At 38.8% G+C, this 23,569-nt stretch carries 21 protein-coding genes and 1 pseudogene; 13 read left to right on the forward strand and 9 right to left on the reverse strand.

From position 1 onward, the window contains the following. Positions 1-8: 8 nt before the first annotated feature. On the reverse strand, positions 9-557 hold the full coding sequence (locus HYG93_RS08575) for a TetR/AcrR family transcriptional regulator (protein WP_120364643.1): 549 nt from the start codon (positions 555-557) through the stop codon (positions 9-11). Between the two features lie 393 nt (positions 558-950). Between HYG93_RS08575 and HYG93_RS08580 the strand changes: the two genes are divergently transcribed. The 5 genes from HYG93_RS08580 (at position 951) to HYG93_RS08595 (ending at position 4,839) form a co-directional block, all read left to right on the forward strand. Then, complete coding sequence (locus tag HYG93_RS08580; protein ID WP_228198777.1) at positions 951-1,178, forward strand: NF038215 family lipoprotein; 228 nt, start codon at positions 951-953, stop codon at positions 1,176-1,178. Between the two features lie 243 nt (positions 1,179-1,421). Next, positions 1,422-2,045 carry a LysE family translocator gene (locus HYG93_RS08585; protein ID WP_178962334.1) on the forward strand — a complete coding sequence of 208 codons (624 nt, stop codon included), beginning with the start codon at positions 1,422-1,424 and terminating at the stop codon, positions 2,043-2,045. Between the two features lie 139 nt (positions 2,046-2,184). Further along, positions 2,185-3,279 carry a DUF6670 family protein gene (locus tag HYG93_RS08590; RefSeq protein WP_178962336.1) on the forward strand — a complete coding sequence of 365 codons (1,095 nt, stop codon included), beginning with the start codon at positions 2,185-2,187 and terminating at the stop codon, positions 3,277-3,279. Positions 3,280-3,459: 180 nt separating this feature from the next. Further along, positions 3,460-3,573, forward strand: a complete 114-nt coding sequence (locus HYG93_RS19650; RefSeq protein ID WP_372658793.1) for a hypothetical protein — start codon at positions 3,460-3,462, stop codon at positions 3,571-3,573. Between the two features lie 228 nt (positions 3,574-3,801). Beyond that, positions 3,802-4,839, forward strand: a complete 1,038-nt coding sequence (locus HYG93_RS08595; RefSeq protein ID WP_178962338.1) for a hypothetical protein — start codon at positions 3,802-3,804, stop codon at positions 4,837-4,839. Positions 4,840-5,105: 266 nt separating this feature from the next. Here HYG93_RS08595 and metG read toward each other — a convergent pair whose 3' ends face one another. From metG to mutM, 3 genes are all read right to left on the reverse strand, one after another. Beyond that, positions 5,106-7,163 (reverse strand): methionine--tRNA ligase, encoded by a 2,058-nt coding sequence (gene metG, locus HYG93_RS08600; RefSeq protein ID WP_178962339.1) that lies wholly within the window; start codon positions 7,161-7,163, stop codon positions 5,106-5,108. 351 nt (positions 7,164-7,514) lie between these two features. Continuing rightward, on the reverse strand, positions 7,515-7,799 hold the full coding sequence (locus HYG93_RS08605; protein WP_117006384.1) for a peptidylprolyl isomerase: 285 nt from the start codon (positions 7,797-7,799) through the stop codon (positions 7,515-7,517). Further along, positions 7,796-8,635, reverse strand: coding sequence for a bifunctional DNA-formamidopyrimidine glycosylase/DNA-(apurinic or apyrimidinic site) lyase (mutM, locus tag HYG93_RS08610; RefSeq protein WP_178962341.1), 840 nt, complete (start codon positions 8,633-8,635; stop codon positions 7,796-7,798). The genes HYG93_RS08605 and mutM overlap by 4 nt, the downstream gene beginning before the upstream one ends. Before the next feature lie 452 nt (positions 8,636-9,087). On the opposite strand from mutM, the gene HYG93_RS08615 reads away from it, so the two are divergent. The 3 genes and pseudogenes from HYG93_RS08615 to HYG93_RS08625 all read left to right on the forward strand — a co-directional run bounded on the left by HYG93_RS08615 (position 9,088) and on the right by HYG93_RS08625 (position 12,960). Next, the gene (locus tag HYG93_RS08615; RefSeq protein WP_106985967.1) at positions 9,088-10,350 is read left to right on the forward strand and encodes a carbohydrate porin; all 1,263 of its coding nucleotides are present in this window, start codon (positions 9,088-9,090) and stop codon (positions 10,348-10,350) included. Between the two features lie 431 nt (positions 10,351-10,781). Beyond that, complete coding sequence (locus HYG93_RS08620) at positions 10,782-11,903, forward strand: NADH:flavin oxidoreductase/NADH oxidase (protein ID WP_121594533.1); 1,122 nt, start codon at positions 10,782-10,784, stop codon at positions 11,901-11,903. Positions 11,904-12,034: 131 nt separating this feature from the next. Beyond that, positions 12,035-12,960 (forward strand): annotated as a pseudogene (locus HYG93_RS08625) (AEC family transporter). A gap of 162 nt (positions 12,961-13,122) precedes the next feature. Here HYG93_RS08625 and HYG93_RS08630 read toward each other — a convergent pair. Next, positions 13,123-13,932 carry a tetratricopeptide repeat protein gene (locus HYG93_RS08630; protein WP_106985975.1) on the reverse strand — a complete coding sequence of 270 codons (810 nt, stop codon included), beginning with the start codon at positions 13,930-13,932 and terminating at the stop codon, positions 13,123-13,125. Between the two features lie 232 nt (positions 13,933-14,164). Here HYG93_RS08630 and HYG93_RS08635 point away from each other — a divergent pair, with 232 nt between their 5' ends. Together HYG93_RS08635 and HYG93_RS08640 are read left to right on the forward strand one after the other, a co-directional pair. Further along, a complete protein-coding gene (locus HYG93_RS08635; RefSeq protein WP_106985968.1) occupies positions 14,165-14,410 on the forward strand; it encodes a hypothetical protein in 246 nt (81 codons plus the stop codon). Positions 14,411-14,618: 208 nt separating this feature from the next. Continuing rightward, entirely contained in the window at positions 14,619-15,800 is a 1,182-nt protein-coding gene (locus tag HYG93_RS08640; protein WP_106985969.1) for a sorbosone dehydrogenase family protein, read from the forward strand. 88 nt (positions 15,801-15,888) lie between these two features. Here the strand turns inward: HYG93_RS08640 and HYG93_RS08645 are convergent, their stop codons facing one another. After that, a complete protein-coding gene (locus HYG93_RS08645; protein ID WP_178962343.1) occupies positions 15,889-16,374 on the reverse strand; it encodes a hypothetical protein in 486 nt (161 codons plus the stop codon). Between the two features lie 137 nt (positions 16,375-16,511). Beyond that, positions 16,512-17,246, reverse strand: coding sequence for a folate-binding protein YgfZ (locus HYG93_RS08650; RefSeq protein ID WP_178962345.1), 735 nt, complete (start codon positions 17,244-17,246; stop codon positions 16,512-16,514). A gap of 619 nt (positions 17,247-17,865) precedes the next feature. On the opposite strand from HYG93_RS08650, the gene acnD reads away from it, so the two are divergent. Continuing rightward, on the forward strand, positions 17,866-20,484 hold the full coding sequence (gene acnD / locus HYG93_RS08655) for a Fe/S-dependent 2-methylisocitrate dehydratase AcnD (RefSeq protein WP_121532371.1): 2,619 nt from the start codon (positions 17,866-17,868) through the stop codon (positions 20,482-20,484). A gap of 76 nt (positions 20,485-20,560) precedes the next feature. Continuing rightward, entirely contained in the window at positions 20,561-21,100 is a 540-nt protein-coding gene (locus tag HYG93_RS08660; protein WP_178962347.1) for a hypothetical protein, read from the forward strand. 161 nt (positions 21,101-21,261) lie between these two features. Here HYG93_RS08660 and HYG93_RS08665 read toward each other — a convergent pair whose 3' ends face one another. Together HYG93_RS08665 and HYG93_RS08670 are read right to left on the reverse strand one after the other, a co-directional pair. Continuing rightward, positions 21,262-21,933 carry a hypothetical protein gene (locus HYG93_RS08665; protein WP_178962349.1) on the reverse strand — a complete coding sequence of 224 codons (672 nt, stop codon included), beginning with the start codon at positions 21,931-21,933 and terminating at the stop codon, positions 21,262-21,264. A gap of 23 nt (positions 21,934-21,956) precedes the next feature. Then, positions 21,957-22,844, reverse strand: a complete 888-nt coding sequence (locus HYG93_RS08670; RefSeq protein WP_178962351.1) for a hypothetical protein — start codon at positions 22,842-22,844, stop codon at positions 21,957-21,959. A gap of 141 nt (positions 22,845-22,985) precedes the next feature. Between HYG93_RS08670 and HYG93_RS08675 the strand changes: the two genes are divergently transcribed. Next, on the forward strand, positions 22,986-23,303 hold the full coding sequence (locus tag HYG93_RS08675) for a hypothetical protein (protein ID WP_178962353.1): 318 nt from the start codon (positions 22,986-22,988) through the stop codon (positions 23,301-23,303). Positions 23,304-23,569 lie beyond the last annotated feature (266 nt).

Here is a 23,569-nt window from a genome sequence, read left to right on the forward strand (position 1 = left end):
GAAGTGACCTAAGCACGTATACCATTGAGTAATAATTCAACTGCACGGGTGGCTAATTGTTCTTGTTCGGCATGGGTGTAGCCTTGTAGTGCAGAGCGAAGGATAGAGGTCACCATGGCATAATCTTGGGTACTAAAGTCAGCACGACAAAGTCCATGTTGAATGGCTGTATCAATCAGCGGTTGTAAAATACTGTCACGACGTTGGTAAATTTGTACCATTGCTGGGTCATGGCGGTCGATGACACGCCAGTATTCCATTAGCGCGGTAAGATAAGGAATATTATGAATATGGTCATAAATGAGTCGAATAAAGCCATCTTGATATTGCGCATGCTGACGCGCTCGATACTCTAAACGATTGAGGGCTTGCTCCATCAATGCTAAGACCAACTCACGACGATCTGCAAAATTACGATAAAACGTTGCCCGTCCCACTTGAGCATCATCAATGATCAGTTGTAATGGAGCATTGATGCCATGCATACGAAAAATACGAATGGCTGCTGCCAAAAGCTCTTCACGGTTTTGGGTGGCACGTTCTTGGCGTAAAGACATAATAAGTTCTAAAGTAAATGTATATTTATAGCGCTATTTAACGGACAAAAATGTCCGTTGTAAATATTCTAAATTGTTGCAAATTGTAAGAGTAAATCATGTGGCCACAGCGAAAGATCGGCTGTGTACTGCGTATAACCAGATGAAAATTTTTAAGGAGCGTGTTGTTTAGCGAGTAATTTTTTATAAAACATAAATAAAATTATATATTTAAGGTAAATTATTTTATTGTATTCATTCAGCATGAGATTGGATTGTCGCGTGTAGTTCTCAGATGCTCTAAGTACATTGATCTCCTCAAAAACAGCCTAAATATATACGATAAAAAGGGGATGCATCTTTGAATAATAATGCTATGCTGAAAATAACAACAATAATGATAGAGGGGATAACATGACAAAATTATCCGTGGCGATGTGCCAGAAATTCAGCACAGTCATACTGGTCGGCATAGTGATGAACCTTACTGCCTGCGAGTCCAAAGAAGATTTGAGTAAACCTCAAACTGAAGCGCGAACCATGATTATTGGCGGAGTTCCTGTCAATGAACGTGATTATAGAAGTCCAAAAGATGAACTCGCGTTCAATGAAGCAAGTGCACAAGATGATGATCGTTATTAAATAGATGTTCAAACACTACAAAGCAGAATAAGCAATTAAAAAAGCCATACATCAACGTAGGGCTTTTTTTTATGTGTGCCGTTTAATCCATCTACTGAAGGCTTAAAACTGATGAATGATTCGCTGTTTTTTTCATCTTCTAGTGATTTATACGGTCAATTTGCGTATGTAGCGAAATAAATAGTGAGAAATTCAGTGATGATCCCGCTAAAATTAGGACGAATTTTTTAGACGAGAAGTGCTGTGGAATCATTGTGGATTTTAGGTTCAATTGCTGCTGCTTTATTATTAGGAGCAATGAGCCCAGGGCCAACCTCGATCTATGTGGCTAAAAACTCAATTGCGATTTCACGTCAGCATGGCTTATTTACAGCACTTGGCACAGGGCTTGGCGCCGCTATTTTTGCTTTATTGGCCGTGCTTGGTTTACAAGCCTTTTTATTGGCAGTGCCGTCTGCATATTTGGCCTTAAAAATTTGTGGTGGTTTATATTTGCTTTGGATGGCATTTAAAATTATTAAACATGCCAAAGAACCGATTGATGCAGGGCAAGCTGTTACGGCACAAATGTCTTTGCGTAGAGCTTTTACCACAGGCTTAATTACTCAGCTGTCAAACCCTAAAATTGCCATTGTTTTGGCCAGTATTTTTACAGCACTTTTACCCAAAGAAATCCCAACCTATTTTTATTTTGTGTTGCCTCTGCTGTGCTTCTTTATTGATGCAGGTTGGTGCTCTTTGGTGGCAGTTGCGCTTTCTGCAGAAAAGCCACGCCGTATCTATCTGAAATTTAAAGCAGGCTTTGACCGCGCAGCTGGTGTGGTGATGACTGTACTGGGTTTAAAGCTAATTTTTGGTATGAAATAAGGCTATTTTTACGCTAAAAAATTGTCTGACAATTTATGCTGTGTGACCTCAAAACACATTTGTCAGGCCTTATTGGCTATGAACAAGTTTAGATTTAGCCCGTAATTTGGAAGCATCTTAATTCTCCCTAGAGCGATATATGCTTTCATTATTAAAAAGTAAACCGCAACAAAATACGCTCCGTCAGTTATTCAATTATCAGCTTGGGCAAGGCCTCACACCAATTTTAGGTGCCGTCCGTCCTGCACAGCAAGCAAGCCTCCCGCGTGACTTTAATTTTGATGCACATTTATTTCATGCTCAGTTTGGCAGTAGTCATTATGGCGTGATGATTCCTGACTTGCCTGAACCATATCGTTATCTTTCCTTTGCCTCGGTCATTGCTGAGCCCGGTGCGCAGATCACGCAAGCCTCAGCAAAATTGTCGGCCTATTCGCCTACAGACACAGCAACTTTGGTGCATAGCACAGCGCTTTCGACTCAAGCTGAAGCATTTCGAATGTATTCAGTTTCACAAGATTTAAAATTTCAGCAATCTCCATTTCGAGTTGATTTTGCTAGGGATGCATCACTCTATGAAGATGCGGGCATTTACCGTTTGGTGTCGGCCTTAGATGATTTAAAAGTGGATTTAAGCTTAACGCCTACAACAGCGTTGACATGGTTTGCACATAGTCGTTGGTATCAACATTTTAGTTTGCTTATGCGCTATGACGGCACGATTAGCCAACAGGGACATAGCGTGGAAGTCAGTGGTTTATGCACGTTAGAACATTTTAAATCGGCATCGGTTTCGATGTTGCCCAAGGCTTTAGGCTTACAGGATATAAGTTTGCCTTTAACGTCGTTTTCCTATCAGGTGATTAACTTAAATGCCGAAGAACAGTTGGTCTTGGCCTTTGTCGGATTTGCTGGTCAGCCTGCGTACACTTCGGTGAATTATCGTCATATCGACGGAACTTCTATTCAATATGATCATGCGTATTTTGAAGTAATTGCATCTAAAACAGAGCCTATGATTACACCCGATGGCCATGCGATGGAAGTACCACAGTCTTTCTGCTGGACGGCACATCATGAAGGTGTAAAAGTGTTGGATATTGTGGCGGTTATGGATACGCCTATGTGTTATGGCTTGGCTGCAGGATATGTGAGCTCTTATCAGTGGACGGGAGAGTTCCAACAGTTAAAAGCGCAGGGGCGTGGTTATGTTGAGTTTATTGATCGGCGTTAAGATTGCCACTTATGACTCATCTGTATATATAAAATATTGCAAATCTGTATATTGATTTTTGGGCATTAAACTGAAATTTATTTTTTAATAAAGTTTTATAAATTAATATCTTACATATATTTCCAATTTGTTGCTATTGCCTTTATGATGGTGTGTATCTGTATAGCTTTGGATGATGGTATGAGCTTTTGGAGAAAGAAAAATAACGCAAGTTTTGTGTTTTTTATTCTGGTGACGTATTCACTGCTTGGCTTTGGTCTGGGTTATATAATTTGGGATGTAATTCTGAACTAAGTATGTTGTGTTGTTTAAAGCCTCTAGTGATAGGGGCTTTTTTGTGGCTGATTGATATATGCATTTATCGTTTACTACTTTGTGAATTCACAATGAATTTCCCTCTCCTTTTAGGAGATGAGAAGCACTGCTTCGTAAGGGGGAGAGGTGATTTAGTAGTATGGGAGAATGCGTATTTTTTATTTTTAATGGTGTATAACATAAATAATTATTTGATAAGAGCAGTGCATGAACGAGCCAGAATATTTAGGAAAACCTTTAGCTTACTTAGATCAAAATATCTTAGACGGCTTTTTAGATTGCATTGAAACTGAACCTCATTTTATTGAAGGATTTTTACATCGTGTACAAGTAGTTTATTCAGATATTTCTTTTCAGGAAATTTACAGAGCTGGTCTAAAAGATAAAAAATATTCTGATGCATTTTTAAATTTATTAGATAAGCTGAACGCAATTTATATCAAGCCAATTATGGATGAATGCTTTAAATTTACCGGGAAAATGAGGCTTATATCAGGTTCAGCTGCAGCACTCTATGAAGATTATATTAGTGAAAGTTTGAAATATGGTGAATTTATAAATCCACTTCAGAAAACTATTTTTGCTATGTATGGCGGTATTCAAGATTATAAAGGCATGGCAGATTCACAAATTGAGGCTCAATATTCCTTATTAAATTATTTTGAGCAGCAAATAAATATTTTAAAGAATGAAAAAATTGAACACCCACTATTTAATGTATTTATTAAACAAAAAGAAAATGAATTGGAAGACTTAAGAATACAAATGCTTGATTTTGAAGAAACTGTAATAAAAAATGCTAATTTTATGAAGCAAGCTAACAGTGAAACAGATGCTCATTTAGCTTACAGAAACGAATTAAAAATTAATATTGATGAAATTAATCAACTTCAATTTCCGAATGTGTTAATGAAAATATGGGGCATTCTTAAAGAAAAGAATCCTTCGCTAGATGCATTGGAGTTAGAGGATTTTTTTAAAATTAAGAATGTGGAGCATAATTTTGAAAAGATACATGCGATTTATAGTAATTTAAATTTAAGTGGATTTAGACCTGAAAAGAAAGTTAAAAACGAAAAAAAATTTATAAGTGCACAAGCTGATATTTCACATGTAGCTTATGCAAGTTATTGCGATTACTTTTTTACCAATGATGAGCGGTTAGCCGATAAAAGTGCTGTTATCTATGAATATTTAAAAATTAATACTGAAATATTCAGTATTCCAAAATTTTTAACAAAGTAGGAATTAGAAAGAAGTTTTAGCGACAGGGATGTCGCCGTTCACTTGTGGTACATGGACGTATCATCAAGTGAACAAAAGATTTTTGTTACTTTTGATCTTTCAAAAGTAAGGTACTGCCTACGCAAAGCAATTAATTTTTCATACAGCCAAAACTGGGCAGTGACTCAATGAATCCTCTCCCTAACCCTCTCCTAAAAAGAGAGGGAACTTAAAGGCATAAAAAAAGCCCCTACATCGTAGAGGCTTTTTATCTAAGACTTTAAATCTTAAGACACTTTATCACCAGCTTTAGCACCAGTTTCAGGTGAAATCACCCAAACACCTTCGCCATTACCCACAGCTAAAACCATACCGTTAGAAATACCAAAACGCATCTTACGTGGTGCAAGGTTTGCCACCATTACCACCAATTTGCCTTTTAAGTCTTCAGGTTGGTAGAACTCACGAATACCGCTAAATACGTTACGTGGCTCAGCTTCACCAACATTTAAAGTCAATTGAAGTAGCTTGTCAGAACCTTCAACCGTTGCAGCTTCTAAAACTTCAGCTACACGTAGGTCAACTTTCATAAAGTCTTCGATGCCAATAATTTCAGCTTCACCGACTTTAGGCTCTGGTTTCTTTTCAGCTTTCTTCTCTTTTTTCTTTTCCGCTTTTGGCACTTCCGCAGGGGCAGCTAAAGAATCTTTAGATGCATCGACCATCGCAGCAACTGCTTTCGGGTCTACACGTTGCATCAATGGTTGGAATTGAGCAATTTCATGATCAACCAAAATCGTTTGTACAGAAGCAAAGTCGAAAGATTCTAATTTTAAGAAGCTCTGAACTTCTGCTGCCAATGTAGGCAATACAGGTGCAAGATACACCGCCAATTGACGGAATAAGTTAATACCGACAGAACATACATCATGAACTTGTTGTTCTTCGCCTTCAATTTTCGCTAAAGCCCAAGGCTTTTTCTCGTCGATATATTGGTTGGCTTTGTCAGCAAGCGCCATGATTTCACGGATTGCCGCAGAGAATTCACGCGCTTCGTATTGAGCTGCGATTGACGCACCTGCATCAATAAAGCTTTGAACCAATTCAGGCTCTGCACAAGTCGCAGAAAGTTTGTTATCAAATTTTGTATTAATGAATTTCGCACAACGGCTTGCGATGTTGACCACTTTACCAACAAGGTCTGAATTCACTTTCTGAACGAAATCATCAAGGTTCAAATCAGAATCTTCAACTTTGTCAGAAAGTTTAGACGCGAAGTAGTAACGTAAGTATTCAGGGTTTAAATGCTCAAGATACGTTTCCGCTTTAATGAACGTACCGCGAGATTTAGACATCTTCTGACCGTTTACAGTCAAGAAACCGTTTACGAATAAGCTTGTTGGGGTACGGTAGTTTGCACCTTCAAGCATTGCAGGCCAGAACAACGCATGGAAGTAAACGATGTCTTTACCAATGAAGTGATAAACTTCATTTTTCGAATCTTTTTTCCAGTAGTCGTCAAAGCTTAGGTCAGGACGTTTAGTTTTGATGTAGTTTTCAAAGCTCGACATATAGCCGATTGGCGCATCTACCCAAACGTAGAAATATTTGTTTGGCGCATCTGGAATTTCAAAACCGAAGTAAGGCGCATCACGAGAAATATCCCAATCAGATAAACCTGCTTCAAACCATTCATCCAACTTGTTGGCAATCGACACAGGTAGACGACCTTCATCACGTGTCCATTTTTGTAGGTATTCACCAAAGTTCGGCAGTTTAAAGAAGTAGTGATCTGAAGATTTTTCTACAGGTGTCGCACCGCTTAACGTCGATTTTGGATTCAACAATTCAGTTGCGTTGTATGTTGTACCGCAAACTTCACATGAATCGCCGTATTGGTCTTCTGCTTTACATTTCGGGCATGTGCCTTTAATGAAACGGTCCGACAAGAACATTGCTTTTTCAGGATCAAACAATTGCGTTACAGGACGTACTGCAATGTTGTTTGCTTCGCGGTTTTTAATATAAATCTCAGAAGCACGTGCTTGGTTTTCAGCACTGTTGGTTGAGTCGTAATGGTCAAAATCAACTTTAAAGCCAGCAAAGTCACGCTCATGTTCTTTTTGTACATTGGCAATTTGCTGTTCAGGTGTAATGCCGTTGGCTTCTGCACGTAGCATGATTGCTGTGCCGTGAGCATCGTCCGCACATACATAAGTCACGTTATGACCCATTGCACGCATGGCACGAACCCAAATATCTGCTTGGATATAACCGAGTAAATGACCCATGTGAATTGGGCCATTCGCGTATGGAAGGGCATTAGTAACTAAAATATTACGCACGGATTAACTCTCTCAGTCGTATTCATTATGCAATGGGCAATAATTTTACCTGATCAAAGAAGGAATACAAAGCAAAGCTTTATCTGAATGTTGGTCACGCAGACCGTGTAGACGCATATCGAGAGGGTGAGCATCGCAAGAGTTATCTATAAAATGAATAGGCTTTTGTGCTCATGCTTTGATCGGGCTGGACTGAAGGCGGATGTGCTGAAGAAAGTTTGAATTGGAAAAGGTATGGACATTTTAAGCGAGCGAATAAAAAAAGGATCGATCATGCTTTACATCATCGATCCTTGGTATTGCGCTGTGCTATATGACTAACGCAAGTGCAACAGTGGCTATCTGCTGATATTAAAAATCCATACGGAATTTAATTTCTAATAAATGCCAGCCAAATTGGCTTTTGATTGGGCCATGTAATTCACGTTCTGGCAAAGTAAACACCGCTTTGTCGATTGGGCCAACCAGCTGACCTTTTTTAATGTCGCCGAGTTCACCGCCTTTTTTACTTGAAGGGCAAGTCGAATGTTGCTTTGCAATTTTGGCAAAGTCTGCGCCGTCTTTAATTTTCTTTTTAAGCTGTTCAGCAAGTTCTTTATCTTTCACTAAAATGTGGCGGACAATGGCAGATTTCATTTTTTACCTCGTTGAACTGTTTTTACTTGCTTAAAGGGTTGGCATTCTGGACAAAACACGGATGCGCGTTGACCTAGTTTAATATTTTCCAAAGTCGTTTCACAGTTAATGCACATTTCACCCGCACGGCCATAAGCCAATAGGGTTTGCTGGAAATAGCCATTTTCGCCCATGGCATTGGTGTAGTCACGTAATGTCGAACCGCCTAGATCAATGGCTTGCTTTAAGATGCGTTTGATTTCAATAACTAATTTTTCAACCTGTTGCTGGCTTAAATCCTTTGCAGGTTGTGCGGGATGAATCCCCAAATTAAATAAACTTTCCGTGGCGTAAATATTGCCCACTCCAACGACCACATGGTTGTCCATAATGGCCACTTTAATGGCGGTATTTTTATTTTTAAGCTTGTCGGCCAAATAGGGCGCATCAAAGTGATCACTTAAAGGTTCAGGCCCTAAGGTGTCAATGAGCTTGCTTTGTGAGTCTTCATTTAGCCATAAAATACAGCCAAAACGACGCGGGTCGTGGTAGCGCAGTTGCATATCTTCAAATTGAATAATCAGATGATCATGCTTGCGGTATTCTTCATGTGATTCACAGATCCGAAAACTGCCTGACATGCCCAAATGCCACAGCATGCTGTCTTGTTCAAAGCTGGCCAAAATATATTTTGAACGGCGCGAAAGTTGCTGCAAGCATTGGCCAACCAGTTTGTTTAGGTCATTTGGAATAGGCCAGCGCAGGCTACTTTGACGGGCTTCAACGGATTGCACACGTTGACCGAGCAACGGTAAAAGACTGGTCTTGGTGGTTTCAACTTCTGGTAATTCAGGCATTGTGTCAGGTGTACTTTGGAGTTGAGGCTAATATTGGGATGTTTACGATGGTTTACAAGGCATAGCGTATAAAGCTTCGAACAGAATAAACATGCCATGTACTGTGTAATAGCCCAACCTAAGCAGAACAACTCGGATTGATTGTCCTTAGGTTGAAGTCATCTGAATGTCGTACAGGATTTGGTGTTGGTATTTAATTATAAGATATTGAAATCATGATATTGGAGTCTAAATTTGAGCCTATGTGCAGGCATTAAAATGAATAAATCACTACTTAGTTAAATGTTTTTAAATAAATTTATATAACAATAAATATTTCATAAATTAAAGTTTGTTAAATAATAAAAATAATGCTGAGATTTAATTGTAAATATTATGTAACTTTTACACCAAATGGTGTAACCCTTTGTGTGGGGGCATCTTGTAACTCTCTCAAAATTTAGGTTTTTCCGATGAAAAATTTTACTCTAGCGATCATACCCCTTTGTCTTATGGCGAGTATGAGCAATGTCTTTGCTGCTGAACAGGCATTTGATAGCAAAGGTCAATATATGCTGGGTGATTGGAATGGTAAGCGTACCGAATTGGCTCAACAAGGTGTGAAATTTGAAGCCAATATTGCAGCCGATGTGGCTTATTTGGCTGACGGTGGGCGCAATGAAGATCACGCTGCTACAGTAGCCAGCCAACTTTGGTTGGGAACAGCTTTAGATATGGAAAAACTTGCGGGTTGGGATGGGGTTACAGTTCGTGCTGTGGTTACAGCTCGCCAAGGCCAAAGTACAACATTAGATGACTTACAAGACCGCAGTGCACCACAACTGGCCAATGTACAAGCAAACTTTGGCCGTGGTAACCAAAAGACGCGTTTGTCTGAGCTTTCGATTGAAAAGAAATTTAAAGAGCAAGGTTTAAGTATTAAAGCTGGCCGTTTAGGTTTAGGCATGGACTTTAACGTGATGGCTTGTGATTTCCAAAGTACTGCATTTTGTGCTGCGCAAATGGGTAAATGGCAGGGCAATATGTGGATGAACACGCCTGTTTCTCAATGGGGTGCACGTGTAAAACAGCAGTTGAATCCTGAGTGGGCAGTACAAGTTGGTGTATATGAATTTAACCCTGAAAATGCATTAGAACGTCATGGTTGGAATTTAGATACAGACAATGCAGATGGTGTCACCATTCCTGCAGAAGTGATTTGGACACCAAAAACATTGGTGAATGGCTTGGCTGGTAGTTACCGCTTAGGGGCTTTGTATAACACTGCCAATGAAGTGAAAAACCAAAAAGATATTGCCAATACCACAGATGCGAAAAACCGTACTTTTGCAGGCTGGTTGGCGATAGAACAACAGCTCACTTCAACAGGTGAAGGCAAGCGCGGTTTACATAGCTTTGCAAATTTTACATGGCATGATCGTGTGACCAATAAAGTAGATAACTCACAGCAAGTCGGCTTGAAATATATTGGATTGGCAGATCGCTTACCTAACGACATGATTGGTTTAGGCTTAAACCGCGTGCACGTGAATGACCGTCTTTCACAAACCACTTACGATGCAAGTGCAGAATACAATATCGAGCTGAACTATAGCCATAACCCAACCAAATGGTTAACGCTACGTCCAAACTTACAATATGTCATTAACCCAGGTTCTACCAACCGTGTTGATAATGCATTGGTACTTGGCTTAAGTTCAAAAGTGACTTTCTAAGCACTTTACATCTTGTATAGCATATAAAAAACAGGCGACTTAAAGCCTGTTTTTTTATGCACGAGCATTGCTCAGACTTGGGTATAGACACTTAAGTTTAGAAGTGTAATTGAGAATGTAGTTTATAGAAATTTGTTGTTAGACCTCTGATGGGGAAGATAAAAGTGTGGCCATGATTGACGTTTAAGCTATGAATGTATACGCGTACGAAACGAAAACAGCCATCCTGAAAAAGTCATGGTGATAGGGAATGATTTGCAAAAAAAAGTATGCATCAAAGCAATCATTATTCCTTTAAAATTGATGAAAAATATACAAATATTATGGTTGTCAATCCGCCTGATGAACGCTATTTTGAAGTGGCCAAAGGTTTAAACTAGACTGCTGGTGAAAGTATAAACAATCATTGAAAAATAAAACCGAGGATGAACGTGACTTTATTGTTTAAGCCTTTGCAGTTCGGACAGTTAACGCTGTCAAATCGAATTTTGATTGCACCCATGTGCCAATATTCTGCCAATGAGCAAGGGGAGCTCAGTTTTTGGCATGAACAGCAGTGGGCAAATTATGCGTTGTCTGGGGCGGGTCTGTGTATTGTTGAAGCAACAGCAGTACAGCCTGAAGGCCGAATTAGCTATGCAGATTTAGGTCTGTGGAATGAGCAGCAAGCAGCACAGATGAAAGCATTGCTGACGAAAGTGAAAACACTGTCACCTATGCCATTTGCAATACAGTTGGCGCATGCAGGGCGTAAAGCTTCGACGGATAAACCGTGGCAGGGCCGAGGTCAAATGGCACCAGCGCATGCGCAGGGCTGGCAAACGGTTTCTGCAAGTAGCATTCCTTTTACGGAACAAGATCATGCACCGCATGCTTTAAGCCAAGTCGAAATTCAGCAGATCATTGCGGACTTTGCAGCTTCTGCTAAGCGTGCGGTCGATGCGGGCTTTGAGCTGATTGAATTACACGCAGCACATGGCTATTTGTTGCATCAATTTATGTCGCCACTGTCGAATCACCGAGAGGATGAATATGGAGGCAGTTTTGCCAATCGTATTCGTTTAACTTTAGAAGTATTGCAAGCCATGAAGGATGCTGTACCTGAAGGCTATCCGATTGGCGTACGTATTTCTGCCAGTGATTGGATGGATCATGTAGACAGTTGGACACTTGAACAGAGTGTAGAATTGGCGCAATCTTTAGAACAGCTTGGCGCGGCCTATATTCATGTATCTTCGGCAGGTTTACATCAGGCGCAACAAATTGATATACATGCCAATTATCAAGTTCCTTTTGCGGCAGCTGTAAAGCAAGCTGTAAACATTCCTGTGATTGCCGTGGGTTTGATTACTGAAGCCATGCAGGCCGAAGGAATTTTACAGTATGAACAGGCCGATGCGATTGCCATTGCACGTGCCGTACTTTATGACCCACGTTGGCCTTGGCATGCAGCTGCGGAATTGGGTGAAGTGATTGCCATTGCACCGCAGTATTTACGCTGTCAGCCACATGCTTTAAACAGTCAATTTGAACCCTTTTCACTCAAGAATTGAGTTTAAGTGCAGAGCATTACGCTAAAATGAAGCTATTGAGTTAAGAATTTTTAAACTGCAACTTCGGTTGCAGTTTATTTTTGTGCGCGGTTTTTTTGCTCAGTGCACAATCGAAAACAGGAGTGTAAGGAATGGTTTTTGAAGTCATTATTCCCATATTTATACTATTGGCTTTGGGGTATTTAGCTGTCAAATTGAATGTGCTGGCTAAAGCTCAGGTCGAAGTGATTGGTAGTTTTGTCATCAAAATCGCTTTGCCTGTACTGATGTTTCAGTCCTTGGCCAGTAAAGACTTTTCCGAAATTTGGCTTCCAGATTTTTTTTGGTGTTCGCAGTCGCGGCCTATTTCTGTTATGGCTTAGGGTTTTATCTTAGTATTCGGCATTTTAAACAGCGTATGAGCCACGCTTCTATCTTGGCCTTAGGCGCTAGTATGTCTAATACAGGCCTACTGGGGACTGCGGTGCTCAGTCTTTTGCTGGGTAGTAAAGCCATGACCTACATTATGCCAATTTTAATTTTTGAAAGTGTGTTGCTCATTCCAACGGTGTTAATTTTAATAGAATTGGGCAGTCAAAAGGGCGCGAGCGTGGTTGCTGTTTTTCGAAACACCTTTTTGATGCTTTTTAAAAATCCGCTTTTTGTTAGCGTCATTGCGGGTATTGTATTTGCGGTATTGCATATACCAATGCCAACGCAGTTGAATGCTGTATTGGATATGTTGGGGCATACCGCATCACCATTGGCTTTGTTTGCGATTGGTGGGGGTATTGTGGGTATGAGTTTGAAATATATGAACCTGCAAACCATTTATTTGGTCTTGAGCAATAATATTTTAATGCCTGTATTGGTATATGCGGGTTTACGTTATGGTGTAAATGCCAGCCAAGAAATGGTCTATGCTGGAACTATTATTGCAGCCCTACCCATGCCAACCATTTTTGCCATATTGGGCCAATTGAATGGCTTAAAGGATGAAGCGCTTACACCATTACTCATGAGCACTATTGTTGGCTTTGCTGGGGTGAGCTGTTTAATTGCGCTGTGGTATGGCTAAGGATGTAAGCGATCCTCGCAAATGACGTTAATGCTGAGTAGCTATGTTTTTAAGTTTTAAAACTATAGTCTGAAATATATCGACACCTTGCAATAGCATCTCATAATGCAAAAAAAAGCCCTGAAGAGTCAGGGCTTTTTTATCACATGCATAGCAAGCAGTTTAGCTCTTTTTCGTTGGTGCTTTGCTTCCACCTTTGGCTTGTTCAGCCATAAGTTTATCTACAACAGCTAAAGATTCTTTTGCTTGTGGAATATTCTCTTTGGCTAAAGCTGCAAAGATTTTTTTCGCTTCAGGTAAGTTTTGCGGAATGATGTTGCCATTCACAAACATATTACCTACAGCCATCAGCGCTGGGATATAGCCTTTTTTCGCAAGATCCTGAATGCTGGTTAGGCCAGTTTGTACAGATTTTTCGTCTTTGTTTTTAAAGCCTAAACTAATGTCATACAAGGCTTTGGCATGAATCGCTTGGTAGTTGCCTTTTTTGATTAGTGGATCAAGTTTTGCGAGGCCAGCTTTGTCAGATTCAGGTTTGTTTTCTGAAAATAACAACACCGCTAAATCGATAGACGCATCGTCAAAGCCTTGAGATGATGCTTTACCTAGGTATTGTTTGGCTTTGTTGATGTCTGTTGGTAAGCCCAAAGAGCCAGTGATGTAGTTTTTACCCAACACATAGTTGGCCACAGGGTAGCCTTTATCAGCAGATTGTTGATAAAGCTCGATCGCTTTTTTCTCATTCTTGGCCGTACCTTGGCCAGTTTGAGTTAAATAAGCAAGATTATACAGCGCCTGAGCATTGCCTTGTTTTGCCAATTTATCTAATGCTTGATAAGCACCTGTCATATTGTTGGCTTTCACCATGCTTTCAATTTTTGCAAACTCAGGATCAATGCTTTGAGTATTTGTTTCTGCCGCCGCAAATTGAGAAGAAAGTGCAATAAGGCCTGCTAAGAGTAGTTTTTTCATTTTTAAACCTTTTAAAAAACAGTCACATAATTCCATCTATGTGTATAGGAATAAGATTAACAGATTCATCATAAATAGAAATATTTGAAAGTAAAGAGTGCTTCTGTGAAATATTTTAAGCGTTTAAAAATATCTCAGTTACTTTATATTGCATCGACAAACTTAAAATATCTTTTGCATTTGTTACTCAGTTTGTTTTAATCGCTTTTGTAATATACGAGTGAGTTCTTAAATGTTTATTAAAAGCATTAAGCGAAATTATGACAAAGTGAATCAAGATGAAAGCATTGCACATGAAGATAAAATAGATGCGCTACTAATGAAGCTTGGCGCTGAGTTTTTAGTGAGTCAAGAAGATCGGGTTTATATCTTTGAAAAAGGGGAACTTAGAGTTAAGTTTGATGCTAAACATGCACGTGATTTTTCCTTTAAAGATTATCTTTGTAAAGATATGAATAAGTTGTTTCATGGTTTTTAATTAAAAACATGATTATAACAACGAAGAAATTAGGGGGATAAAGTTCCTCCTTGTTTTTTGACTGTTGTGTGATTTAACAGCGTATATGGTTTAAAAAACCTTAAATTTCAAAATAATAATATTTTATAAAAATATAAACTGAATAAATTAGAGATATGCTATCTATGATGAATATAGATATACATAATTCATTGAGATGTATTTAAATATGATAAAAATAAGCGCCATCTTGATCCTAAGTTTCGTCTGTTCAATGACCAGTTGGGCTCAACAACCCAAGCTTGTACCTTATCCAATCCATTTAAAAAATGGCAAGCAGTTTTCATTAAATTTGCCTGCACAGTATGAAATTATTCCAGCAGCGGAAGGTCTCAAACGGGGACGCTTTTTTGCACAAGCACCTGATCACAGAATGTTTGTCACGGATATGTATGATTTAACAGATAATAAAAAAGGCACTGTGTATATATTGGATGATTGGAATGCTGAAACGGGTAAATTTGGCAAAATCATTCCTTATTTGACGGGGTTGAGAAATCCAAATTCAGTTCAGTTTTATACCGATGCTCAAGGACAGGATTGGCTTTATTTGGCGGAAACGCACCAACTGACCCGGCAAAAATTCAGCAGAGGAGAGACTCAGCCATCGAATAAGGCTGAAGTTTTAGCGACATTTCCCGATTATGGTTTGAGTTATAAATACGGTGGTTGGCATCTGACACGGACGATTGCAGTTGGTAGAAATGGAAAAATTTATGTGTCGGTTGGCTCGAGTTGTAACGCCTGTGTAGAAAAAGAAAAAGTGCGAGCCTCAGTCATCGAGATGAATCCTGATGGTTCAGAGCAACGGATGTATGCGACAGGTTTACGTAACGCAGTTGGATTAAAATGGATCGGAAAATTTCTATTTGCAACCAATCAAGGTTCCGATCATTTGGGAAGTAAAAAGCCAGATGAAACTTTTTATGCGTTAAAACGAGATGTCGATTATGGCTGGCCTGCATGTTATTCATGGCAGGGCAAAGTCTTGGCGGATTCTAAATTTAAACGTGCATCTGGCTGTAAAAATGTTCCATCGCCCTATGCTTATTTCCCTTCACATTCCTCTGCATTGGGTTTTGATTATTTTGATGACCCTCATGCCGATGCCACTATTAAAAATGCGTTTTTAGTGGCCCTGCATGGCTCTACCGACGAGGCGATTGGTCATGGCTATCAAATTGCAATGATGCGTAAAGGACAAAAACTTGAAACCTTTATGGATGGTTTTTTAGTCGGTAAAAAGTTGTATGGGCGACCTGCTGATATTTATAAGATCGATGGAAAATCATTTTATTTTTCAGATGATCGGGCAGGGGTGATTTATTATGTGAGGGAAAAAAATGAGTGATAAAAAGCCAACGTCTTTAGGCTTTGGCTGTGGGTTTGATGTTATAAAATATGATCATTAATGAGAGAAGTTTCTAACTCTTCTATTTCTATGTTTGCTGTAGAATTTCTTTTAAAATTTTTCTAAAAAGTAAGAACATAATTAACTCAATAAAATTTAAACCAAAGCCCCAAGGCAATGTTCCAGCTGTATTGAATTTTATTGACGTGTTGTAGCCTATATGTGCTTTTAGTAGATAGAAAAAAGAATCAGGAGTTGCTTCTATGTAAAAACCAAAAATAAGTGCAATATTTGGAATATATAAAAAATAAGGCGTACATATAAGGAAGATCAAACTAAAACTTATCCATTTTAGGGTTATTAAACCTTTAATGTTTTGTTTCCAGTAAAGATAACTGCCAGAAATTGTAATGATAAGTTGAAGAAGGAACAGTAGATAAATAATATTGTTAATTGAGAAAAGATTAAGAAAACCAATAAAATAAAATATCATTAAAACTGCTAATATTGAAAAACCACCATAGTAGAGTGCGATTAACTTATGCTTTGGGTCTTGAAATTGTGTCTGATGCATCGTTATATAGTTTATTGTTAAAATTCGGAGTGCATTTTAGTTTAAAAATAGTCAAATTAACATGATGAATTTTAAAATTTAAAACTTAGATTTATTATAAAAGAAGATAGCTAAATGTAGCTATCTTCTGAATTTATTTAAGCTGACTGCGGACGTGCCACATCGCCATTTAAAGCTTCAGGCAAATCTAAAACGGTTATAGCTAATTCAGCCAGTGCGTCTGGACGTGCCACAACCAAAGCCACATAGCCATTTTCAGTCGCAGCACTATTCACCACTTGTACTTGCGCATGGAGCTGTTCAGCTTGTGCAGGTACAGTTCCTGTACCTTGAATTGCATGTAGCCAAGCTTTCGGTTTCGCTTTAAACCAAAGTCGCGCGATGACTTCTTGGCCCAAATAACAGCCTTTGTCATAGTGTACGCCTTCACGCTGATGTAAACGTAGCTCTTGAGGTTGAAAAACATGCTCAATGGCTTGGTCAATATAGGCTTGGCCTGCTTGAATGGCTTGAATTTCCCAAGCGCTAATATCTGTTGCTTCAGTTGCGAAGGTGGTTGTGTTTTCAGTTAAAGTTGGGAAAACGGCACCAACTTCTTCCAGTTTCATTTTAGAAAAAGCACCGAATTTTTTAATATGTTTGGCAAATTCTTCTGCTTGATCGGCAGTAGTCACAATCTCAAAACTTTCAGCATTCAATTTAGTGAGCCACAAACCAAAATGAATACGGCCTTTTAGGTCACAAATAGCGGTATAACGTGTTTGATTTTCTTCGAGACGTTCGACGTGTAAGGTTACTTGGCCTTGTAAAAATTTTTGTGCATCTACACCATTTAAGGTGAATTTTTGGAAGCTGAGGGAAGCGCCAGTCATAAGATCGCCTATGCAAAATACTAAAAATATATGGACTGAAATATAGCACATAGTCAGACCGAGCTGATTGCCTCAGCTAGGGAAAATGCATGCAGTAAAAGAAGAAAACGCTACCTCAAAACTGTGGCAGCGTGTGATGGCAAAACGAGCAAGGCCGACATCAAAATGATGGATTGAACTGTATGTCACAATTCGAATTAGGCGGAAAAAGCAAGATACCTAAAGGGAGAGGAGAATATTCAGCAGTTTAAGTCGCTTTCTGCGATGGCTTAATCCCTAAATAAGGAGGTCAAGCGAAAAAAAGACAATAGCAGCAACTGAGATTGATCATTAAAAATGGATATTTCCAGTAAAATTGAAGTATGAACGTCTGCTTTAGCGTGGATATAAGACTAAAGAATGGGTTTGAAATTGCCTGATTTTTGGGCGAAAACATGATTTAGAGTAAATATACAAAAACAAATGTAACCAAATGTTTCTAAAACACCTGTTTTTTATGTTAAGTTTATGAAAAATATAAGATTTGGGAAATGGGGTTTTGACAGTGTAGTATGCCTAGCGACATAAGACGAAAACGTCAAAAAATAAGCTGCAAAAAAATGTATGAGGGCAGGAAGGCATGAACAACAACTACCGTAAACCGCTGCAAGGTACCCAGCTAGAATACTTCGATGTGCGTCAAGCCGTGGAAGACATTCAGCCAGGCGCATACGCAAAATTACCATATACATCAAAGGTACTGGCAGAGCAGCTGGTACGTAAATGTGATCCTGCGATTTTAGAGCAGTCTTTAAAAGAGTTGATTTTCCGCAAACAAGACCATGATTTTCCTTGGTATCCAGCACGTGTGGTGTGTCATGACATTTTAGGTCAAACGGCACTGGTTGACCTTGCAGGCTTACGTGATGCCATTGCTGACCAAGGCGGCGACCCATCTAAAGTGAACCCAGTTGTGCCAACACAGCTGATTGTCGATCACTCTTTAGCTGTAGAGTTTGGCGGTTTTGACCCAGACGCATTTGAGAAAAACCGTGCGATTGAAGACCGCCGTAACGAAGACCGTTTCCATTTCATTGAATGGACGAAAACAGCGTTTGAAAATGTGGATGTGATCCCTGCGGGTAACGGCATCATGCACCAAATCAACTTGGAGAAAATGTCTCCAGTGATTCAAAACCGTGGTGGTTTGGCCTTCCCTGATACTTGCGTAGGTACAGATTCACATACACCACATACCGATGCGCTTGGCGTAATTTCGATTGGTGTGGGCGGTTTAGAAGCTGAAAACGTAATGCTCGGCCGTGCATCTTGGATGCGTCTGCCAGACATCATTGGTGTTGAGTTTGTCGGTCAGCGTCAAGCGGGCATTACCGCAACCGATATCGTTTTAGCATTGACTGAATTCTTGCGTAAAGAGCGTGTAGTTGGTGCGTATTTAGAATTCTTCGGTGAAGGCGCGGACAGCATGTCTGTAGGCGATCGTGCGACGATCTCGAACATGACACCTGAATATGGCGCAACGGCCGCCATGTTCTACATTGACCAAAACACCATTGATTATTTAACGCTGACAGGCCGTGAAGCAGAGCAAGTTCAGCTTGTAGAAAAATATGCCAAAGAAATTGGTCTTTGGGCGTCGGATATGACAGCAGCGGAATACCCGCGTGTACTTCGTTTTGATCTTTCAACTGTAACGCGTAACATTGCTGGCCCATCAAACCCGCATGCTCGTGTTTCAACGGCTGACTTAAAAGCTAAAGGCATTGCAGGCAATTTAGACGCAGCACGTGCGCAAGAAGCGGAAGGTTTAATTCCAGATGGCGCTGTGATTATTGCAGCCATTACTTCATGTACCAATACTTCAAACCCGCGTAATACGGTGGCAGCAGGCTTGCTTGCACGTAAGGCGAATGAGCTTGGCTTAGTGCGTAAACCTTGGGTGAAATCATCATTTGCACCGGGCTCTAAAGCGGCTGCTTTATACCTTGAAGAAGCAGGTGTATTGGGTGATTTAGAAAAACTCGGTTTTGGTATCGTAGCCTATGCATGTACTACGTGTAACGGTATGTCAGGTGCTTTAGACCCAGTCATTCAGCAAGAAATTATCGAGCGTGACTTGTACGCAACTGCGGTACTTTCAGGTAACCGTAACTTTGACGGCCGTATCCATCCATACGCAAAACAAGCTTTCTTGGCTTCACCTCCTTTAGTTGTAGCGTATGCGATTGCAGGTACAATCCGTTTTGACATTGAAACAGATTCTTTAGGCAATGACAAAGACGGTAACCCAATTTACTTAAAAGACATTTGGCCGTCTGATGCTGAAATTGATGCATTGGTAAAAGAAGCTGTTAAGCCTGAGCAATTCAAAAAAATCTACATTCCAATGTTTGATTTGGGCGTGAATGAGAAAGCATCTAGCCCGCTGTATGACTGGCGTCCGCAAAGTACTTATATCCGCCGTCCGCCGTATTGGGAAGGTGCGCTTGCAGCACCACGTACCTTAGCCAATATGCGTCCGCTTGCAATCTTGGGTGACAACATCACCACAGACCATTTATCTCCATCGAATGCGATTGTGTTGGATTCGGCTTCAGGTGAATACTTGAAGAAAATGGGTGTGCCTGAGGAAGACTTTAACTCATATGCAACGCACCGTGGTGACCACTTAACCACGCAACGTGCAACATTTGCCAACCCTAAATTGTTTAATGAAATGGTGGTTCGCTCTGACGGTACGATCAAGCAGGGTTCTAAGGCGCGTGTTGAGCCTGAAGGCGAAGTGATGCGTATGTGGGAAGCGATTGAAACTTACATGAACCGTAAGCAACCGCTGATCATTATTGCAGGAAAAGACTATGGTCAAGGTTCTAGCCGTGACTGGGCTGCTAAAGGTGTGCGCCTTGCAGGTGTAGAAGTGATTGTTGCTGAAGGTTTTGAGCGTATTCACCGTACTAACCTTGTGGGTATGGGCGTGCTGCCACTTGAGTTTAAAGCAGGTACTGACCGTAAGACGCTTAAGCTTGATGGTACTGAGTTGTATAGCGTGATTGGTAATATTGCGCCTCGTTCGACTTTAACTTTGGTGGTTGAGCGTTCAACTGCTGATGGTAAAGAAGAGATTGTTAAAGTGCCTGTAACATGCCGTTTGGATACTGAAGAAGAGGTATCTGTGTATGAAGCGGGTGGTGTATTGCAGCGCTTTGCACAGGACTTTTTAGAAGGGAATGTGGCTTAAGATTTTAAGCTGAAATAATTGATTTTGTTGTAAAAAGACCCTACATTTATGTGGGGTTTTTATAGGAAAATATAACTTGAGACAATTAAAAGAAGATTTTCAATTTTTGAAAGAAATAGCAGATGAGTTTTTTCAACAAGAAGCAATCGTTAAAAAACTTATAGACTTTGAAAAATTTGAAATCAAAGGGTGGGAAATTTGGTTACAAGTTGAGTTTGCAATATTTATGTATAAACATGAGAAGATTTCAGCCGTTGAAAGAGAGGTTCGGTTTGAATTTGATAAGCGTATATCCAAAGAAAAAGATATTTGCTCAATTGATTTCATGATCCGTCAAAAGCATAAGCAAAGTTCTATTCCTTTAGAAATCAAACAGCATAAAAATATTTCTCATTGTATTCGCTATATGCTTAAAGATATGGAAAAATATGAAAAAATAAGAGGCTCAAAAATAACAACTGGACGTTTTCTATGGTGCCTAGGTGTGCATCCTACTCCACAAGATGAAGCCTATCTTACGACTTTAATAAATGAAAATAAATTCAGGGAAATTAATCTAGATTTTGTATTTTCAAAACATATCGAAGACACAAAATTTAGCTTTACTTTAATTTGATTGAATTATTTATCGGAAAAGAAGTATCTGTATATGAAGCAGGCTCTGTATGGCAACGCTTTGCACAGGACTTTTTAGAAAGGAAAGTTTAATTTAAATTTTTCGCCCCTTCTTTAAAAAAGAAGGGGTAAATATAAAAGTATATGAGTTTTTAAAATCATTTACTGTGTTTTATAAGTTCTATAGTAATAGCTATAAATCTGGAAGTCGGCAATTGGATCTGAAAAGACTAAGGTGCCATCTTCCCGTTGCATCATATTGGTAGAGTGTAAGTCGAAAAATGCACTTTCATTATTGCAGTGATTCATAAAGGTTTTTAATTGATCTAGTGCATCTATTATCGACTGAAAGTTTTTGGTAGCAATAGATTGGCTGCGTAAGTGTGATACAAAATTATTAACACTATTTTTTAAATCATCACTACATGACAATGCATTATATTTTTGCCAATTCTTAACCAAGTATCGCGCTAGTTCATGATTTTTAGTGTTGGACGTAATTTTATTCAGTTTTTCAACTTCATATAGATAAATTGGAACCTGAATTAAGTTTGTATGAGTTGATTTAGGTTGCTTCATATTGTGATGTAACGAGTATATTCCGACTTGACCATAATCCTTCACCAGCTTTATGAAATGCTTATTCTTGTAATGATTATTGGTATTAAAAATATAACTTGCTTTATCAATAGATAATTTGAGTACGGAATTTTCTGTAGACCCTTCAAATATTCCTGAAAATTTGCCACTTCCATGTAATCGTCGACCTATAAGTGCGGGATGATTATGACGTAGCTTTTGAACAATTGAATTGTTAAGCGGAAAGAATTTCATTATATAAAATGTTCTTCAAAAGATTAATTAGTTAAAAGTGCATATTCTTTTGGATAATAGGTTTGCATAATTTGCTTAAACAAAATTGGATATGGAATTTCATAGGTTTTAGCGATTAGAGGTAATGCATCTATAGGTAATACAAAGATACCTAATTCTAGTTGTTCAATAATATTCGTCTGATTCGGGAATGTATTGATCAATTCACTAGGATCAAATTTATCAGCTAAAGTCTTTTTTGAATTTTTAAGGATGCTTGCAAAAGAAGTTGGTGAGTTAAAAAAGTATGTTTGAGTTTGATCTGAATAAAATGTCGGTTTAAATCCTTTTCTTGATAAAAGCCATTTTTTCAGAGAAGAGGCGCATAGGACATTTTTTGAAATGGCTTCTATTTCACCAGCACTAACAGCATTTTTTAAAGTTCTAAGGTCTATGTCAGCTAAATGAGCGATAGCTTGTGGGTAGTTACTGTCTTTTATATCGATATAGTTAACAGTAGGATCGAATTCTAAAGCATGGCGAACTAATGCCATGGTTATAATTTCATGTGAGCCAGAAGAAATTTGAAAATGATCTGAATGCAAAATATGCATGAAATCAACACAGTCAGTTAATTCGTCAATACAGCATTTTTGACCATTGCCATTAACAGCATATTCGTAAACACATTCGAACGGATACCATATAGTTCCATTCATAAAATGGTGTTTGGCAATATTTTCGTCTTGAGTAAGACAAAAAGTTGGTAAATCATAAGCAGATCCTAATTCTTCATAATTATTAACTCCAAATATTTGATCCATAAGCCCATGAATGTCCATATAGGTTTCCATTGTGGAGAAATTACCTAAAGCACATTCAAAAATATTTTGGAAAAATTCATCTTTGGAAATAACTTTTTCTTTAGCCATTTTTAGGTTGATCAGTTGAAGATTTAGAATACTTTACCATATTTATGAAAAATTCAAAGAAAAACTCATAAGGTTGTTGTGAGTGTTGCTTTTCTGAGTTATGATTATTTCATTGAAAAAAACATAGAGAAGGATGTTGATATGAAAGTTTCTATTAATCAAGCAAATTTAAAGAATGATCATATTTATTTAAATTCGATGATTTCAGTGTTTCCAACAGATTGTATCGGAGGAACTAATTCCAAAAATAAGGGAACAGAATTAAAAATTAGCTATAAATGTGGTAGTGGAACTAAGTCATTTATGAGTGATATTGCTGGGGATAAAAACATTCTACGCAAGCGTGGGAAGCAATCAGGAACAGGAATGTTATTAGCAGATTTGGATGCGAAAGACGGTGATATTTTAGACTTTAGAATGGTGGATGTTTATCATTTTGAAGTTGTGAAAGTTTCTTAAAGTTAAGTGCTACCTTGTATATGTAGAGCCGATGAAGTGGACTTACCTTTGTCCTGTTTCGAGTAGTAATTGGTCAGAGTGTAATATACAAAAACAATGCAGTAGTGTGATGTTGGGAACCGCCTTTTAGTTTTTAAAAGGCGGTTTTTTATTTTATATATTGCCTAACCGCTACAATCTCATAAAAAAAGGGCAGTCTAAGGGGGATGTAAGCTTTACCAAAAGTACTTTTTTATGTCTAAAGAAGGGCTTTGCATTCAAAATGC

Origin of the sequence: Acinetobacter sp. SwsAc6 (genome assembly GCF_013391565.1) — a bacterium.
Taxonomy (GTDB): Bacteria; Pseudomonadota; Gammaproteobacteria; order Pseudomonadales; family Moraxellaceae; genus Acinetobacter; species Acinetobacter cumulans.